Raw genomic sequence first — 17,198 nt, 5'->3', positions numbered from 1 at the left:
CTAATCCTAGAATGTCACGCTGACAGAAGTACCGAAGGATAGAGGCTTACCCTTCTGTGCGTAGTTACCCGTTGACATCTTGAAGCCATACGCCATATAGTCAGTTCCCGATAGATTCTTACCCCATAGATCCCATGTAACTATACCCTTTGTGATACTAACTTTCGCATTGAGCGTTGCATAGAAGTTCTGTCGGACGATGTTATCATCAGCCCAATAGATACGACCGAGACCTGTTAAACCAGCATTAAATACCACCTTATCAAACCATCCAGCCTGCATAATGGTGTAAGTACCATCTAAGGATAGCGTGTGGTTAGGCACCATAGGAAGTCTATTACCAGAGAAGTCCTCGTTAGCACTCTTCTTGTATTCCAAGTAACGAGCATGGGTGTATCCGTAGTTCATTGTGAGCTGTAAACTCTTGATTGGATGATAAGCCATTGAAAGCTCGAAACCCTTGCTATCGGTGTGCCCTGCATTAGCAATCACGTTACCCACACCAGGGACAGTGTAAGTCGTTTGCATGTGTCGCCAGTCAATGTAGAATAAATCAGCCTCGGCTGTCATTCGCCCATTCAAGAACTTCAATCGTGTTCCAACCTCATAGTTCCAGCTGTATTCTGGAGCGTAAGTACGCTCGGCATCAGTCTTGAATATTGTGTTAAATCCGCCTGGCTTATAACCCCTAGTGACACTCGCATAGTAGAGGTTATCCTTGTTTGTGAGATATTGAAGCGTGAACTTAGGTGTGAATTGGCGGAAGCTAGCACTACTAATAAAGTCCCTTACATGAGCCGTTGCGCCTGTTGTAAGCGTCACCTTCTCCTGGTTGTAACTCGTCTTTGCGTGCTCGTAATCAAAGCGTAAACCCGCTGTTGCTGATAAGCCTCTCCATATATTATATGAGCTTTGATGATAGATTGCATAGCCCGTAGTGGGGTTCTTATAGGTAGTAGGCGTTGAGAAATTCCTCGTGTAATAGCTCGTTTCAGCGAATTGGTTGGAATGTAGCAACATACCAAACACGCCAATAATCCATTGGTAACGCCCCTTGTCATTCGACTTTAAGGTGATGTCCTGTGATAACATATTCTGATGATAGCTATTATCAGTGAAGAATATGTCCTTTGGGGTGAAGTCCTGGTCTAGCCCTTGGTGTGATTTGATGAATTGATAAGATGTCTGACTATTGAAACTAATATGTCCGTTCTCATATCGTACATTGAAACCAGTAGAAGAGATAAGACGTTTGTAAGGGCTATTGCGGTTATAACTGATAGGCGATAGCTCATCTTTTACAATGTCATAAGGTGCATAAGGATACCCATTCTGCTTACTAAGTGTGAGCGTACTATTGAGATGGATGAGCCAATTCGTGTTGGGTCTCCAATAGAGTCCTAGGCGTCCTTCCCCTTCATTCAGCTTGTCAGCCTTCTCATTTAGGAAGTGATTGGTAAACATACCATCGTTGTGATGATAGGAGATAGCGGTAGAGAAACCGAATTGATCACTCACTTTCGAATAGTTAGAAGCCTGTGCAACGAAGTCGTTAAACCTTCCATAACCAACTTTGATACGTGTCTTTTGATAGTCAAGAGGGTTATGTGTATAGACATTAATAATGCCTGCAATAGAGTTACGTCCGTATAAAGTGCCTTGTGGACCTCGGAACACATCCACGGCGGCAATATCACTGAGGTCAATGTTGAATGCTGATGACTCAAAGTGGGGCACACCATCAACATAGAAGCCCACCGCTGAGCCCTTACTCTTCGAGCCTATACCACGGATATATACTGGTGTATTAGCATACGAACCATAGTCAGGCATATAGAAGTTAGGCATCACAGCCGTTAACTCCTTTAGATTCACAATCTGCTGGTTCTGTAATTGCTGAGTGCTAATGGTTGATACTGCCGTAGAGGTTAGGTTTCTCTTGTTTTGCTTAAAGTCAGTTACTACGATCTCATCAAGTGATACGTTCTTGTTCGCTGTTGAGTCTGGGTTTATCCCAGCTGCCCCACTGATAGTTAGGGACGCAAATAATAAGGCATTTAACATATAAGATGGCTTAATTTAAATGTTTTTGTGCTGCAAAGGTACGGATGATGACTTATCCTGACAATCCTCATTTATAAGGAAATTAAGTCGTCTAACTCGTGCTAACAAGCAAAGGGAATGAGATTACAGCAGGCTGGCAAACGCTATTTAATATATTTTCTAATATAGGATAAGCCCTATCTAAAATACTTTTCTTACCTTTGCAAGGTATATTTAAACGATAGAAACGAAATAAGAAGGATGAAGAAGATATCATTTCTCATAGCGATGTTGGCGGTAATACTCGCTTTTGGTTCATGTAGTAAGAGCGAGACTTATGCCAATCAACTCGATAGAGAGAAGAAAGCGATGAACGACTATATCATCAAGCATAGCATTAATGTCATTACGGAAGAGATGTTTGAGAAACAGGGCTTCACGACTGATGTCACCAAGAACCAGTATGTGCTATTTAAGAACACAGGCGTGTATATGCAGATAGTAGATAAGGGGACAGGTAGGGCTATTCAGCAAGGTGAAACCGCTACTGTGCTTTGTCGCTTCCGTGAAGACAATCTCTTAAAAGACACCTTACAGCTTACGAACAATGTATTATACTTTGGAGGTAAGGTAGATAAGATGTCTGTGACAAACACAAGTGGTACTTATACGGCTTCGTTTGATCCATCTTCTAGTGTGATGTATGATGTTTATAAGACGGCATCTGTACCTGCTGGTTGGCTCGTACCATTACCTTATATTAAGATAGGACGTATCACTTCGGCAACATCAACACTAGCTCATGTGAAGTTAATTGTCCCATCACAACAAGGGCAGATAGATGCTTCTAGCAATGTTTATCCATGTTTCTATGATATAACTTATCAGCGCGGTTTCTAACATCCAGCACATTGATATATAATAGAGGGTAGCCGACTGCCCTCATAAAGATATTCAAGCATGACTCTTATAAAATCTATTTCCGGCATCCGTGGTACTATCGGAGGTCGTGCGGGGGATACTTTAAACCCGCTGGATATTGTTAAGTTCACATCAGCCTACGCTACTTTCATTGCTCGTAAGCACCCAGGAAAGAAGCTAAAGATAGTTGTTGGGCGTGATGCTCGTATCTCTGGACCTATGGTTAAGAATGTGGTATGTGGCACATTGATGGGTATTGGAGCAGATGTAATCAACATTGGGCTTGCTACAACGCCTACCACAGAGCTTGCAGTGCGTATGAGTGGTGCTGATGGAGGTATTATTATCACCGCTTCTCACAACCCTCGTCATTGGAATGCACTGAAACTTCTTAACGAGGAAGGTGAGTTCTTGACTGCTGCTGATGGTGCAGAGGTACTCGATATAGCTGCACGTGAAGACTTCGAATATGCTGATGTAGATGGAGTAGGGAGCTATACGGATGATAACTCATTTGATGAACGTCACATAGATGCGGTTATGAAGCTTGAATTGCTCGATCTTGAGGCAGTTAAGAAGCGTAAGTTCCGTGTGGTTGTAGACTCTATCAATTCTGTTGGTGGCGTTATTCTCCCTAAGTTGCTAGACCGTCTAGGCGTTGAATATAAGTTCCTTAATGGTGAACCAACAGGTGACTTCGCTCATAACCCAGAGCCTATTGAGAAGAACTTGACGGGTATTATGGATGAGGTAGCCAAAGGTGGCTATGATCTTGGTATCGTTGTTGACCCTGATGTGGATCGCTTAGCATTCATCCAAGAGGATGGTAAGATGTATGGAGAGGAGTACACACTCGTCACTGTGGCTGACTATATCCTCGACCACGTGAAGGGTAGTACCGTTAGCAACCTCTCTTCAACGCGTGCCCTACGTGATGTTACCGAGAAGCATGACTGCAAGTATTATGCATCAGCGGTCGGTGAGGTCAACGTAACCACAAAGATGAAGGAGGTGGGAGCCGTTATCGGTGGTGAAGGTAATGGTGGAGTTATTTACCCAGAGAGCCATTATGGACGTGATGCACTCGTTGGTATAGCTCTATTCCTTAGCTCATTGGCACAAAAGGGAATGAAGGCAAGCGAGTTACGCAAGACTTTCCCAGAGTATTTCATAGCAAAGAATCGTATCGACCTTACACCAGAGACGGATGTAGACGCAATCCTTGTTCGTGTAAAGGAGTTGTACGGACAAGAGAAAGACGTGCATGTTACGGACATTGATGGCGTGAAGCTCGACTTCCCAGATGCATGGGTTCATCTCCGCAAGTCAAACACTGAGCCTATTATTCGCGTCTACAGCGAGGCTAACACGATGGAGGCTGCAGATGCATTAGGCAAGAAGCTCATGCAAGTAGTTTACGATATGCAGTAGTACTCACCTTATATTATATAAGAGAAAGGATGCTTTAGAACTATTCTAAGGCGTCCTTTTCTTTTTTATAAAAGGCTAGCTCCCAACCTCTCTCCATTCCGAGAGGGAAGTAGATAGCGTTGTTTGTATATAGAGGAGATATTCCTTTGAAAGGAAGAGGGCGTTTCTTCGACGGTTAGAAGGCGTTTCCTTATGATGACGAGAGGCTCTCTTGGTCATGAGGAGACGCTCTCTTTCTTTCCATTCATTAGCCCTCTTCATTGAAAGGGATGGTGCTAAGTTGTACAGCCGAAGGCATTTGTCCTACTAATTTTGGATAGTCTCTTGTAGAGATATAGCCCATGACTATTCCTAAAAATAACCATGTCGTATAAAAAAGTTATCAGAAAATGTCTCAATTAGTTGCTTAATATCTAAGAATTACCTATATTTGACGCGTGATACCTACGCGATCCTAAATCATAAAAGCAATATACTAATCTAACAATATGATCTTATGAGAAAAACAAAGGAAGAACTCAAGTCTGCAAGGAAGGGCGAGAGACTATTCATGGCGAGTCTATTTGCTACATCGTGTTGCATGCTCCCAATGATTAGCCTAGCATCTCCAGCGGATAATGCTGTCATGGTAGTGCAGCAGAAGAGCAATGTAATTCATGGTATGGTGATGGACAATAATGGTGATGCCATTATAGGAGCTTACGTCGTGAAGAAGGGCGAACGCAGTGGAGCTGTCACCGATGTGGATGGTAAGTTCACGATAGATGCGACGGACGGAACCGAGTTAGTCGTGAGTTATGTGGGTTTCCAGTCTAAGACCTTCGTAGTGAAAGCGGGCAAAGCAGACTATTCCATCACGCTAGAAGCTGATAATAAAGTGCTAGATGATGTGGTAGTTGTTGGCTATGGAACCCAAAAGAAGGTGAACTTGACGGGCTCTATTGCTACCGTATCAGCCGATAAGTTGGTAAATCGCACGGGTAGTGACGTGTCGAACATGTTGACAGGTCTCATGCCTGGCGTTACTATTATTCAGAACTCCAGTATGCCAGGTGCCGACCAAGGAATCCTTCGTGTGCGTGGATTAGGCACCATGGGCAACTCCAGTGCGATGGTGATAGTCGATGGAGTAGAGTCCAGTTTGAGTGCTGTAAACCCTAACGATATAGAGAATATATCGGTATTGAAAGATGCTGCAGCCTCTGCCATCTATGGCGTTCGAGCAGCTAATGGTGTTGTTCTCATTACAACGAAACACGGACAGAAGGGGCGTACAACCGTCACTTATGATGGCTATGTTGGTTGGCAACAAGCCACTCGTATGCCCAAATATGTTGGTTCTTATGACTATGCGAAACTGATGAATCTTGCCTACAAGAACGATGGGCAAGCCGCACCTTATAGTGATTCTGACCTACAGAAGTTCAAAGATGGTAGCGACCCCGACCGCTATCCAAACTCTGATTGGTTGGGTGCTTTGCTAAGTGAAAAGGGCTTCTTCCATAACCATCACGTGGGTATAAAGGGCGGAGGAGACCGCGTTGTCTACTCTTTAGCGATGAACTATTTTGATAAGGACGGCTTGATTTATAACACAAACTACAAGAAGTTTAATATCTTAACCAACCTTGATGCACAAATAAATAAGCGTGTTAAGTTGTCAACGAATCTCTCGCTCTATCGTAGTAAGCAAACATCTCCTGCAGAAGGGGTGAGCAACTTGATGCATTATGCCTTTAGAGAGGCGCCTACAACAGCCATCCAATATGCAAATGGGCACTATCCTCTCTTCAAAAACGAGCATAACTCGGTTGCTTCCGCTCGAATGGGTGGAACGAGCACAAACGTTGTGACGAGTGTTCAAGGTAATCTTGGATTGACGGTAGACATAGTTGATGGCTTGAAATTCCGTGGTATTGCCGCTTCTTCATTCAGCCTTTCTGACAATCCTGTACATAGTATGTCAATGCCATTCTATGGTATCAATGCGGGTGGCGAATCGTTGGTGAAGACCACACAAAGCTATATCTCAGAGTACGATATCAAGTATTTTGAGACGAACCTACAGGCTTATCTCGATTATAACAAGACCTTCGGGAAACATAGTATTAGTGGTTTACTGGGCTTATCTCAGATCTATCAGCAAACACGTTACCTCTATGCAATGCGAAAGAACTTACCCAATAGCCTCAGTCAGTTGAGTGCTGGTGAAGTAAAAGGGCAGAGTACAGATGGCAATGAGGTAGAGTATGCATTGCGTTCAGCCTTTGGCCGCTTGAATTATGTATATGCTGATAAGTATCTCTTCGAGGCTAACTTGCGTTATGATGGTACTTCACGCTTCCCAAAGAATAAGCGATTCGGTGCATTCCCGTCCTTCTCTTTAGGTTGGAGAGTATCTGAAGAAGCCTTCATGCAGTCTACTCACTCGTGGCTTAACAACCTGAAGTTGCGCCTGTCATGGGGATTGCTTGGCAATCAAGAGACCGTTAACTCTGATGGTTCCGTCAACTATTATCCTTACCAGAACACTTACAGTTACGGTTACGATTACAGTTACAACGACCAGTTGCAGTCGGGTATCTCCATCTCATCACGTATGGCAAACCCTAATATCACATGGGAGAAGACGGCGCAATGGAACTTCGGTATTGATGCTACTCTCTTCAGTAACCGCTTGAACTTCACGTTAGATGTGTTCCGTAAGGATACTCGCGATATTCTTTTGCAGCTCCCTGTTCCTGGTATCTTGGGTGTTGACCCTCCTATGCAGAATGCTGGTAAGGTGCGTAACACAGGTTTCGAACTTCAAACGAGTTACAACAATCATGTCGGCGACTTCGTCTATTCTATAACAGGAAACTTCAGTTATGTGCATAATAAGATAGTCGACCTCAGTGGAGGCGATGTCCCTGGGCAGTCAGTAGGCGACCCACTTTGGGCATACTATGGCTATGTGTGCGATGGAATATTCCGTTCACAACAGGAGATAACCAATCATGTTAGGCAGTCGATGGGCGATCCCGTACCAGGTGACTTGAAGTATCGTAATCTCAATGATGACGATAAGGTGGACAGCAACGATCGTAAGATTCTAGGTTCATACTTCCCTAAGATCAACTATGGCATTAATATCAACTTGCAGTATAAGGGCTTCGATCTCAGTGCAGTGCTACAAGGTGCGGCCGACGTGAAAGGCTTACCAGTGCCCGAGATACGCTATGCCTTCTATAATGGTGGTAAGGTGACAAACAAGTACCTCGATAGTTGGACAGAGGATAACCCAAATGCTTCGATGCCACGACTATCTATGACTGACAAGAAGAACAGGCTCATCTCGAGCTTCTGGGTACAGGATGCTTCTTACTTGAAGATGCGCAATATCCAACTCGGATATACGCTCCCTGCAAAGCTAATGAGCAAGTATGGAGTTAGTAGGATGCGTATTTATGGTAGCATAGATAACCTCTTTACCATCTCTAGCTTCGATAGTGTAGACCCAGAATTAGTTTCTGGTAGCTACTACCCATTGACGCGTAATTATACTATAGGGCTTAACATAACATTCTAAAAGATTATAATCATGAGAACAAAATATAGTATTGCTGCTTGCTTGTTTGCACTAACTTTCCTTACTTCTTGTAATGATAGTTTCTTGCAGCGTGACCCTAAAGATGAGTATTCTGACGTATCTTTCTGGAAGACTCCAGCGGAGGCAGAGAAATACGTGACTGGTATAAATCTATATCTGGTAGCCCCCGAGAACCACACCATTATGACGGATTGTTACACTGATAATGCCGTCCCTGTGCACGTGGGAGCAGAGCAAGGATCGCTGTCAGCTGGTACGGCGGTGTCGACGAATAGGCATTTCCAACAGGTTTGGGATGCTGCCTATGAGGGTATCCGACGTTGTCTGGTGTTCTATCAACATATAGATAATGTGCCCATGGCGGCTGCTGATAAGGCAAGACTTACGGGGGAAGTGCAGTTCCTAGAAGCCTTCTTCTATTCAACATTGATGAAGTTTATGGGAGGGGTGCCTATCCTTGATCACCCGCTTGCATTGAGAGAACCAATGCCAGAGCGTGCTACGGAGGAAGCGACTTATAATTACATTGTAAGTCTACTTGACAAGGCTGCACCAGCATTGCCTGATATCCGTCAGAGTAACGATCACGGCAAACCTAGTGCGGGTGCTTGCTATGCACTCAAAGCACGATTGGCGCTCTATGCCCATAAGTATGACGTGGCTGAGCAAGCCGCTAAAAAGGTGATGGACATGGGGGTATATGGCTTATATAACAATTATGCCAACCTCTTCCAGCCTGTTGCTGAGGACTGTAACGAGATTATATTCGACCGCGAATACCTGTCGAATCCTAAGAACTCCAGCGAGGGAAGCATGATAGGACTGTTCTTTGCACCTATTGTAATGGGTGGTTGGGAAGCCTTGTCGCCAACGCAAGACTTAGTGGATGCCTATCCTTGCACTGATGGAAAGTCCATCCAAGATTCGCCACTCTATGACCCTAATCATCCGTTTGAGCACAGAGATCCCCGCTTAGCAGCCTCTATCCTATGGAATGGTTCGATGATTGCAGGACATGAGTACACGACGAATAGTATTGGTGATGGCAACCACACACGCACGGGCTATTGTATGCGTAAATATATGAATCCAGAGAACGATGGTATCAATAATTACGACTGGACAAACTTCATTTATATCCGCTATGCAGAGGTGCTACTCACTTATGCAGAGGCGCGTAACGAGCAGCTTGCCTCACCTGATAACCAGGTCTATGATGCGGTGAATGCTATTCGTCAACGCCCTAGCGTGAATCTCCCAGCATTAGCTTCTGGTATGACAAAGGATGAGATGCGTGCGGCAATTAGGCTTGAGCGTCGCCTAGAGTTCGCCTTTGAAGGCATACACTTGTTCGATACCCGTAGCTATAAGACGACAGAGGCTGACGTGAAGAAACCCGTTTATGGTATGCGCCCTGACGGCACGAAGTTCCTTGTAGAACAGCGTAAGTTCAATCCTAATCGCGATTATCTGTGGGCTATCCCATTGACTGAAGTCGATCTTTCAAAGGGTGTTCTAAAGCAGAATCCTAATTGGGATTAAGCCCCCTGAAACCTCATAGAGAAAGCCGTGCTACGAGTAATGAATCGTAACACGGCTTTCTCGCATTATAGCTGTTTATGATCTACTAAAATCGGTACATACGAGTAAGCGTTCTGACACATATGTGTTAACGCCACTGACACGTACGTGTTATTGAGCTGAATCGTATGTGTCATCACGCTGACACGTATGTATTAAAAAACATGGGTCTTATGAGTCTGCATTTGAACTTATTAGTTTCAAGATAATTCTCACTTATTCTCAAGGTGGAATCTCACTTATTCCGTGGAAAGAGGGTAGAGGCTGTTAGCTGATGATTATTGCTAAGAGTAAGTCCTTTTCATGGCTTATATTAGTGCCGTAAATACTATTGTCACATTGCTCTTCACGTCTTATAGAGCTATTCGGATGGGGATTAAGCCTTTATAGTAGTCTTATCTGCGCATTATCTGCAACCCCTCATTCATTCTTCCGATTCTCCTTATTAGTCAGCCCTAGCTTCCGTTATCAGTCGTCCTAGTTCTTCTTATTTGTTTTTCTGTCTCTCGTTATTAGTCGTCCTATCTCTTCCTATTAAGTTCTTCTAGGCTCTGTTATTGGTTGTCCTAGCTCTTCTTATTAGTTCTTCTAGGCTTCGTTATCAGTCATCCTAGTTCTTCCTATTCGCTTTTCTAGCTCTCCTTATTCAATAGACTATAACGAAAAACGGAAGACCTTATATAAAGTCTTCCGTTTTTAAGGGTGGAGGGTGGGACTCGAACCCACGACATTCAGAACCACAATCTGACGCTCTAACCAACTGAACTACATCCACCGTGTTGGCTATTTCTCTTTAGCGTGTGCAAAAGTACGGCTTTTATTTGAACTGACCAAATATTTCCCGTACTTTTTTAATATAATTCCTTACTTAGCAGGTGCAGCTGGAGCCTGTGGAGCATTGCCCTGCGCACCTTGTGCTGGGGTAGCTTGCTTTTGCTGACTTGCGCCAAAGTTAGGTAAGTTGTTAGGATTTGTTGCGTTATTGCCCGTTGCAGCCTTCTCTATAACGCTCTCATCTGTGTTTGCTGTTGGAGCAACATATGCGCTTGCAATACTGATAACGACCATTGCAATTGCCAAACCCCATGTAGCTTTCTCTACGAAATCAGTAGTCTTGCGAACTCCCATGATGGCATTAGATGAAGAGAAGTTAGACGATAAACCACCTCCCTTTGACTCTTGAATCAAGACAACTCCTATCATCAAGAGAGCAGCAATCACAATAAGGATTACGAATAACGTGTACATTTTCTTGTCTTATTTAATATTGTTATTTATTATCAATTTCTCTAAGAAACGTATTTGATCTGCAAAGTAACGATTTTTTTTCGGATATACCAAATTTAATCGCTTAATAATTTCCAGTGCCTTGGAATATCTACCCTGTTTGATGTATATACGTGCCAAAGTCTCGGTGAAGTAACCAGTATCCTCTGTTTCAGCTGCTTCATCATCGTTGTTATCCTCGGGTTCGTATTCTGTTTCCTCTTGTAGGGTAATTTTACCACCCTCGTTATTGATGAAGTCATCAATTAGCTCTTGTCCTTTCAGCTGCGGCGTTCTATCTTGCTTCTGCTCACTTTCGCTTTCAAGTAAGTAAGCTACGTAATCAACAGTAGCATCAGCAGGTGTTGGCTTTCGATGAGGTGTTGCCGTCTCTTCGCTATTATCTTCTGGGATTTGATCAAGGAAGGAGTCAATGAGCGAGCGAGTACGATCTTCTTCAGCTTGTTGTGTAGGTTGCTTGTCGTCAGAAATAGTTTTCTGATTAGTTTCTGTCTGCTTCTCTTGCGTTGCCAGTTGATAGTGGATACCCTCAACAAGGTTAAAGAGTATGCGACAATCAGAGATATAGACAGCTGCCCGCCGCAATTCATCATCAAACGTAGGGTCATGCATTAAGAAGAGATTCTGCAACAGAAGGATGCGTGCTGGCTGATAGTAAGGATATAGCGCAAGCAGACTCCTAAGGTTGTATAAGGTCTCCTTGTTCAGTTTCTCTGGATGTTTAATGAGGTTGGCAATATCCATTGGTTGATGTGTGATAGACGATGATTATTAGTGAATAGCGTTCTTTCGGATTACCAGTTAGCTACTGTTGCGTTGAAAATCTGGTCAGTTAAATCCTTTATCATATCTGTAACCAACTTCTCTTGTACGGAGTTTAGATTTTGCGTAGTAGAGTAACTAGACGTAGCAGTAAACTGGCGTTCGAAGTCTTCCTTATGGTTTGTATTATTCGTAAAGCGCACATTCACCGTTATCGAAAGTTCCGTCTGAGCCGAGTAACCTTCGCTAGACACACTCTTATTGCGTTGTTGGTACTGCGTTATCTCGCCTTCTATCTTCATATCACCATTCCGCTTTACTTGTTGCAAACGTGTATGGTTAGCAAAGACATCCTTCAGTTGATTGTTGAACATTGGTCCCATTGGCCCCCATACGTAAGCAGATCTGATAGGGAAGTCAGCTATCTGTATCGTGTGCACTTTGTCATAATTGATACTTGCACCATTAAACTTATAGGAAACACTGCATGCCGCCAATAAAAGTATGCAAATAATAGCGAATCCCCATTTGGCTGGGTGCATTGACTTAAATCTCTTTCTATTATTCATCTTATGTTAGAATCGCTCTGTGAGGTTCTTATTCTATAGAATCTTTCTCCAATCCATACTGTTTGATACGGCGATAAAGTGTGCGGTCACTGATACCGAGCTCTTGCGCTGCCTTCTTCCTATTCCCATGATTGCGCTCTAGTGCTTTCTCCACTAATTGCTTTCCAATATCGTTAAGATTGAGCGTCTCTGGCTCTGAGATTTCCTCCGCTACCGCATCCTCAACTTGTTGTAACGGGGTCTGAATAGGCTGTTTGTCAGGAGCAGTAGGTAGATTCGGTGTTGCTATAGGAGCTGGTTGGAAGCCACTTGCACCATTGAGTTGTCTACTCTCTTCTAACTGCTTCCTAACATTGTTAAGGTCACGACGCAAGTCACTCACGTTGCCCCTTAACTCGTATAGAATCTTATACAATATCTCTCGTTCGCTCTCATAACTCGGCGAACCATTGCTGTTTGGAATCGTTGCCAACTGCGTACTATCCTGATCGCGGGGAATGAAGTGGAGTAAGGTCTCTGCGTCAATCTCCCGCTTCTCGCTCAGCACAGACATCTGTTCCGTAATATTCTTCAACTGTCGAACATTACCCGGCCACTTGTATTGCAGCATTATTTGGCGTGCTTCCTCAGTTAGAGTAATCTTCGGAATACGATACTTCTCCGCCATTTGCATAGCGAACAGACGGAAGAGCAAGATAATATCTTCCCCACGCTCTCTAAGTGGTGGCATCTGAATAGGAATCGTATTTAAGCGGTAAAACAAGTCCTCTCTGAACTTACCTTCGCTGATCGCCTTACGCATATTGACATTCGTTGCGGCAACAATGCGCACGTCTGTCTTACGAATCTCCTGTCCGCCCACACGTATATATTCTCCCGTCTCCAGCACACGCAGCAGTCGTGCTTGTGTTGCGATAGGCAATTCGCCCACCTCATCGAGGAAGATCGTACCCTTATTAGCTATACCGAAATATCCCTCACTCTCACCGATAGCACCCGTAAAAGAGCCTTTCTCGTGACCAAAGAGTTCGCTATCGATAGTTCCTTCAGGGATAGAACCACAGTTAATTGCGAAGTATTTCTCCCTTCTGCGTGGTGAGTTATCGTGAATTACGCGTGGGATAATCTCCTTACCGACACCACTCTCACCGATAATTAATACAGACAAATCCGTAGGCGCAACTTGAAGTGCTACGTCTAAGGCGTGATTCAGCCCATCGCTGTTACCTACGATGTTATATCTCTGCTTGGTTTGTTGTAATTCTCTTGTATTCATTCGACTGACAAAATTACCTATTTAATTTGAATAAGCTGCAATATTGGCAGACTTTAACAACTCCTTTCAGCTGGCTTTTAGGCTTTACTAACTTGTATGAGGCACTCAATATAAGGATGAACGCCTGATAGATAGTTGCATTACTACGGTATTCTAAGTTAGAGTACCGTCTTTGCCAAATCAAATAACAAACGGGTAGTAAAGGAGCATGTCAATAAGCATAAATTTGAATGCCTCACTGAGGGGTATTCAAGTTTATCAAACAAGCGAAACCGCAAGCTCTGCATATCCCATAAAAGCTTTAGGGCTTGAACCTATCTTTATTTAATATGCAGGAAACGCAGATAAGGCTTAATGGATGATAAATTTTGATACTTTCATTTTTTAATTCTAAAATATATTTCAAGCAATAGTACTTGCAGAACTATATTCATTATCACCATAGGAATTATTTGCTTTGGAAAAGTGGATTCTGATAGAAAGAAAGGATAGTCTGTATTGATGATAACTAAAGGGAATCCACAGATGTATTTCAATATTCCAAACTGAAGATTTGCTACCATAGGTAAGGGTTCATCGGTCATGTGTAAAGCAATGAATAAGATTATCATAAAGAAATCTATTAGCAAAATAACAAAAAAAGATATAATGATTCTTCTCATCTTTTATCAATCAATTTTACTTAATAAACTCATCATTATCTGTTACGTTGGCATGGTCATCAGTGATGTAAGACGTTGAGCCGAGGTGGTCACTATGATAGAAGAAGGTTTCTTCTTTTGTAGTGTCGTTTGGAATATAACCATAACCAGCCTGTGGGTCATCAGGGTTACTCGGGTCATTCCATGAGACAGGGGCACCGGGGTTGGTACCTGGTGTTGTGTTTGGGTGTGGAGTCTGAATCCAACCCTGTGGCACATCGTGGTTGCCAAGTTCTGTGAGAACGGCATTATAACCAACACCCGTGTTCTCCGGATCACCATACGCACCCTTCTCTGTTGGAACACCAGGGGCTACACCCACCTTCTTATAATACGCCTCTTTCTGTGTCTGTATCTGATTCATGCGTTCAGCATAATCCTGCTGACCAGCCGTTACGTATGAGCCGTTACGTCCATAGACATTATTGAACAGACCTGTTCCTATTCTTGAAGCAACTCGTTTGTCACCAAGGAAGTAATGTTTTGTGAAGCGGTTCTTGTTGATGCTGATTATCGAAGCAGGGTAGAGCGTGAAGTTGTCCGTCTCATGGAATGTAATACCCTGCGGTGCACCATTGATATACACACCTTCCATCGTACCGTAACTCTTCATGATGCGTTCACCGGCGGCGTTGTAAGTGTAACGGCTTGTCTTGCCATTGTCCGACAGCACCATCAGGCGGTTCTCCTCGTCCCAGTACAGTTCTCTCGTCTCATTCGTCGAGTCATTCACCACTCGGATAGGTATATCTTTAATCACTTTACTTTTTAAAGTTCAAAATTTCTTTAGTACAAACCATATATGTAGAATCATTTTTTAAAATTATATAATAGTTTAATCTTTCATTTTCTTTTTGATTCTTTTTAAAAATCACTGAATATTTACCATTTAGAATACTTTTAGATACTTCTATCTGAATGGAATCTGGATTAACACTAATTATTTTCCAGATTCCTTTAGCCTCTTTTTCTAGTCTATCTAATTCTTTATAATTTCCTTTTACATCATCATTGGCTGTTACTATAACAGGAAGACTAATCTTTTGTTTAGTAATGAAAATATTGTTTTCTAAAGGACGAAAATCCGTTTGACGATAGAAATACGATTTGCTAAAATCTATATTACATACACCTTGCAAATTATCATATAGAGGAGTATGCTTTTTGATCATAGTAAAAATACAAAAGATTGCTATTATAACAATCACTGTTAAGAAAGCACGCTTTTTACCTTTTAATAAAAGGCTTGTAAGTCTTATTTGTCCTATCATATCTCCCAGATTTTGATAAAATATTTTGTCCTATTTTCTCGATGTTTTTATCTTTTGTTGTATTTTCTCCTTGAAAAACATAATTTAGAATTGCGCCCATCTTATTAGTGTCCTTTCTGTAATTATCGGGAATTGAATTCATTTGGCTATTTACCGCTCTTATTGCTTTTCTGAAAGAGGCCATTTGATCGTCAAATGCATTACTATCCCAAAAGGTCGAAAGTGTCATATATGTATCTACCGCATAATTTGCAAAGTCTAGTATGGCAATCGCTCCAACAGCCTTAGCTGATCCTCTTACAGGCATAGGGTCAAAACTATGGAATCTTCTATCTTCTTGGCCAGTAGATTTCGCAATTGGCCTCCTGATTCTTACATTCCCATCTTTTGGGTCTATACCAGCTGGTTTACGCCCTATGGTGAAACTTTTATGTGCATAATTGTCAACAGAAATTTTTCCGATTTCTGTGTTTATACCAAGTTCTCCTGGTCTCCAATTAGCAGGATTATTATTAGCTCTTTTGAAATTGGATTGCATAGTTTTGCTAAAATTTTCTATTCTTATTCCAAACACCCCATTACCACGGTATTCAATGAGTGATCCTCGTTCCCATGGCCAGGACCAATTACCATTCGGATCTATTAATCTCACAGGATTATCCAAGGTATATACATATCCACCTGTGGCGACATATTTCTCTGCTAGCGGATCCACCCCATACCAAATACTTGCCATAGGATTCATGTACCTTGCACCGTAATAGTACAAGCCTGTTTCCTCATCGAACTGCTTGCCGTTGAACTTATATGGCAGCTCTTCACTGCTACTATGCTCGTCAACTAACAGTTCACCGTATGGTAGGTAGGCATCATATTGGGTGATGTTACCCTTGTCATCGGTAATATAAGAAGTTGAGCCAAGATGGTCTGAATGGAAGAAGAAGGTTTCCTCTTTCGTAGTGTCGTTTGGAATATATCCATAACCAGCCTGTGGATCATCAGGGTTGCTCGGATCATTCCAGCTTATAGGTGGACCAGGATTGGTATTCGGTGTGGTGTTGGGGCGTGGAGTCTGTACCCAACCCTGGGGCACATCGTGGTTACCGAGTTCTGTGAGAACGGCATTATAACCTACACCCGTGTTCTCCGGATCACTATACGCACCCTTCTCTGTTGGTACACCAGGGGCTACACCCACCTTCTTATAATACGCCTCTTTCTGTGTCTGAATCTGATTCATACGTTCTGCATAGTCCTGCTGACCAGCCGTTACGTATGAACCGTTGCGTCCATAGACATTATTGAACAGACCCGTTCCTATCCTTGAAGCTATGCGCTTATCACCGATAAAGTAATGTTTCGTAAAGCGATTCTTGTTTACAGAGAGGATACTTGCAGGATAAAGCGTGAAGTTGTCTGTCTCGTGGAATGTGATACCCTGTGGTGCACCATTGATATACACACCTTCCATCGTACCGTAACTCTTCATGATGCGTTCGCCAGCAGCGTTGTAAGTATAACGACTCGTCTTGCCATTATCAGAGAGTACCATCAGTCGATTGTCCTCATCCCAGTACATCTCACGGGTAGTATTCGTAGAGTCGTTCGTTACCAGTGTTGGATTACCGTTGGCATCATACGTGTAATGGTCGTGACCAATCTGCGTTGGAGCCGTCGGATGGTTACTGTCCTCGTATTTATAAGCGAAGTTATAACTCTTGGCTGTGTTCGTAGAGTCTACCTTCTGGATCTACGTCAGCGGCT

General features: G+C 42.9%; 10 protein-coding genes, 1 tRNA gene and 2 pseudogenes. 4 read left to right on the top strand and 9 right to left on the bottom strand.

Translation table 11 applies throughout. The features are described from left to right. Positions 1-6 precede the first annotated feature (6 nt). Positions 7-2,064, bottom strand: coding sequence for a TonB-dependent receptor (locus tag HMPREF9969_RS05230; protein WP_009434806.1), 2,058 nt, complete (start codon positions 2,062-2,064; stop codon positions 7-9). A 240-nt stretch (positions 2,065-2,304) separates the two neighbouring features. Here HMPREF9969_RS05230 and HMPREF9969_RS05225 point away from each other — a divergent pair, with 240 nt between their 5' ends. From HMPREF9969_RS05225 to HMPREF9969_RS05210, 4 genes are all read left to right on the top strand, one after another. Further along, a complete protein-coding gene (locus HMPREF9969_RS05225; protein WP_009434835.1) occupies positions 2,305-2,943 on the top strand; it encodes a DUF4827 domain-containing protein in 639 nt (212 codons plus the stop codon). A gap of 60 nt (positions 2,944-3,003) precedes the next feature. Further along, positions 3,004-4,395, top strand: coding sequence for a phosphoglucosamine mutase (gene glmM / locus HMPREF9969_RS05220; protein WP_009434820.1), 1,392 nt, complete (start codon positions 3,004-3,006; stop codon positions 4,393-4,395). Between the two features lie 496 nt (positions 4,396-4,891). Continuing rightward, entirely contained in the window at positions 4,892-7,966 is a 3,075-nt protein-coding gene (locus tag HMPREF9969_RS05215) for a SusC/RagA family TonB-linked outer membrane protein (protein ID WP_009434798.1), read from the top strand. A 12-nt stretch (positions 7,967-7,978) separates the two neighbouring features. Next, a complete protein-coding gene (locus tag HMPREF9969_RS05210; protein ID WP_009434850.1) occupies positions 7,979-9,529 on the top strand; it encodes a RagB/SusD family nutrient uptake outer membrane protein in 1,551 nt (516 codons plus the stop codon). Positions 9,530-10,268: 739 nt separating this feature from the next. Here HMPREF9969_RS05210 and HMPREF9969_RS05205 read toward each other — a convergent pair. The 8 genes and pseudogenes from HMPREF9969_RS05205 to HMPREF9969_RS13180 all read right to left on the bottom strand — a co-directional run. Continuing rightward, positions 10,269-10,344: transfer RNA gene (locus HMPREF9969_RS05205), tRNA-His, on the bottom strand. Between the two features lie 88 nt (positions 10,345-10,432). Continuing rightward, positions 10,433-10,816 carry a preprotein translocase subunit SecG gene (secG, locus tag HMPREF9969_RS05200; RefSeq protein WP_009434893.1) on the bottom strand — a complete coding sequence of 128 codons (384 nt, stop codon included), beginning with the start codon at positions 10,814-10,816 and terminating at the stop codon, positions 10,433-10,435. Between the two features lie 9 nt (positions 10,817-10,825). Then, positions 10,826-11,599 carry a hypothetical protein gene (locus HMPREF9969_RS05195; RefSeq protein WP_009434864.1) on the bottom strand — a complete coding sequence of 258 codons (774 nt, stop codon included), beginning with the start codon at positions 11,597-11,599 and terminating at the stop codon, positions 10,826-10,828. 50 nt (positions 11,600-11,649) lie between these two features. Beyond that, a complete protein-coding gene (locus tag HMPREF9969_RS05190) occupies positions 11,650-12,159 on the bottom strand; it encodes an LptE family protein (RefSeq protein WP_009434796.1) in 510 nt (169 codons plus the stop codon). A gap of 55 nt (positions 12,160-12,214) precedes the next feature. Beyond that, a complete protein-coding gene (locus HMPREF9969_RS05185; protein ID WP_009434832.1) occupies positions 12,215-13,462 on the bottom strand; it encodes a sigma-54 interaction domain-containing protein in 1,248 nt (415 codons plus the stop codon). 684 nt (positions 13,463-14,146) lie between these two features. Next, positions 14,147-14,908, bottom strand: a pseudogene (locus HMPREF9969_RS05175) (RHS repeat-associated core domain-containing protein); the annotation flags it as partial. Between the two features lie 16 nt (positions 14,909-14,924). Next, complete coding sequence (locus HMPREF9969_RS05170; RefSeq protein ID WP_036895138.1) at positions 14,925-15,434, bottom strand: hypothetical protein; 510 nt, start codon at positions 15,432-15,434, stop codon at positions 14,925-14,927. Further along, positions 15,391-17,184: pseudogene (locus HMPREF9969_RS13180) on the bottom strand (RHS repeat domain-containing protein); the annotation flags it as partial. The gene HMPREF9969_RS05170 and the pseudogene HMPREF9969_RS13180, both read right to left, overlap by 44 nt. Positions 17,185-17,198: the final 14 nt, after the last annotated feature.

The organism is Prevotella sp. oral taxon 306 str. F0472, assembly GCF_000257925.1.
Lineage (GTDB): Bacteria > Bacteroidota > Bacteroidia > Bacteroidales > Bacteroidaceae > Prevotella > Prevotella vespertina.
The sequence above is the reverse complement of the archived record's forward strand: the minus strand, read 5'-3'. Positions and strand labels throughout refer to the sequence as shown.

What these genes read in the sequence shown, in the direction of transcription:
- HMPREF9969_RS05185 (WP_009434832.1), bottom strand. Translation starts at nt 13,462, where the DNA reads ATGAATACAAGAGAATTACAACAAACCAAGCAGAGATATAACATCGTA.
- secG (WP_009434893.1), bottom strand. Translation starts at nt 10,816, where the DNA reads ATGTACACGTTATTCGTAATCCTTATTGTGATTGCTGCTCTCTTGATG.
- HMPREF9969_RS05225 (WP_009434835.1), top strand. Translation starts at nt 2,305, where the DNA reads ATGAAGAAGATATCATTTCTCATAGCGATGTTGGCGGTAATACTCGCT.
- HMPREF9969_RS05230 (WP_009434806.1), bottom strand. Translation starts at nt 2,064, where the DNA reads ATGTTAAATGCCTTATTATTTGCGTCCCTAACTATCAGTGGGGCAGCT.
- HMPREF9969_RS05170 (WP_036895138.1), bottom strand. Translation starts at nt 15,434, where the DNA reads ATGATAGGACAAATAAGACTTACAAGCCTTTTATTAAAAGGTAAAAAG.
- HMPREF9969_RS05190 (WP_009434796.1), bottom strand. Translation starts at nt 12,159, where the DNA reads ATGCACCCAGCCAAATGGGGATTCGCTATTATTTGCATACTTTTATTG.
- glmM (WP_009434820.1), top strand. Translation starts at nt 3,004, where the DNA reads ATGACTCTTATAAAATCTATTTCCGGCATCCGTGGTACTATCGGAGGT.
- HMPREF9969_RS05210 (WP_009434850.1), top strand. Translation starts at nt 7,979, where the DNA reads ATGAGAACAAAATATAGTATTGCTGCTTGCTTGTTTGCACTAACTTTC.
- HMPREF9969_RS05195 (WP_009434864.1), bottom strand. Translation starts at nt 11,599, where the DNA reads ATGGATATTGCCAACCTCATTAAACATCCAGAGAAACTGAACAAGGAG.
- HMPREF9969_RS05215 (WP_009434798.1), top strand. Translation starts at nt 4,892, where the DNA reads ATGAGAAAAACAAAGGAAGAACTCAAGTCTGCAAGGAAGGGCGAGAGA.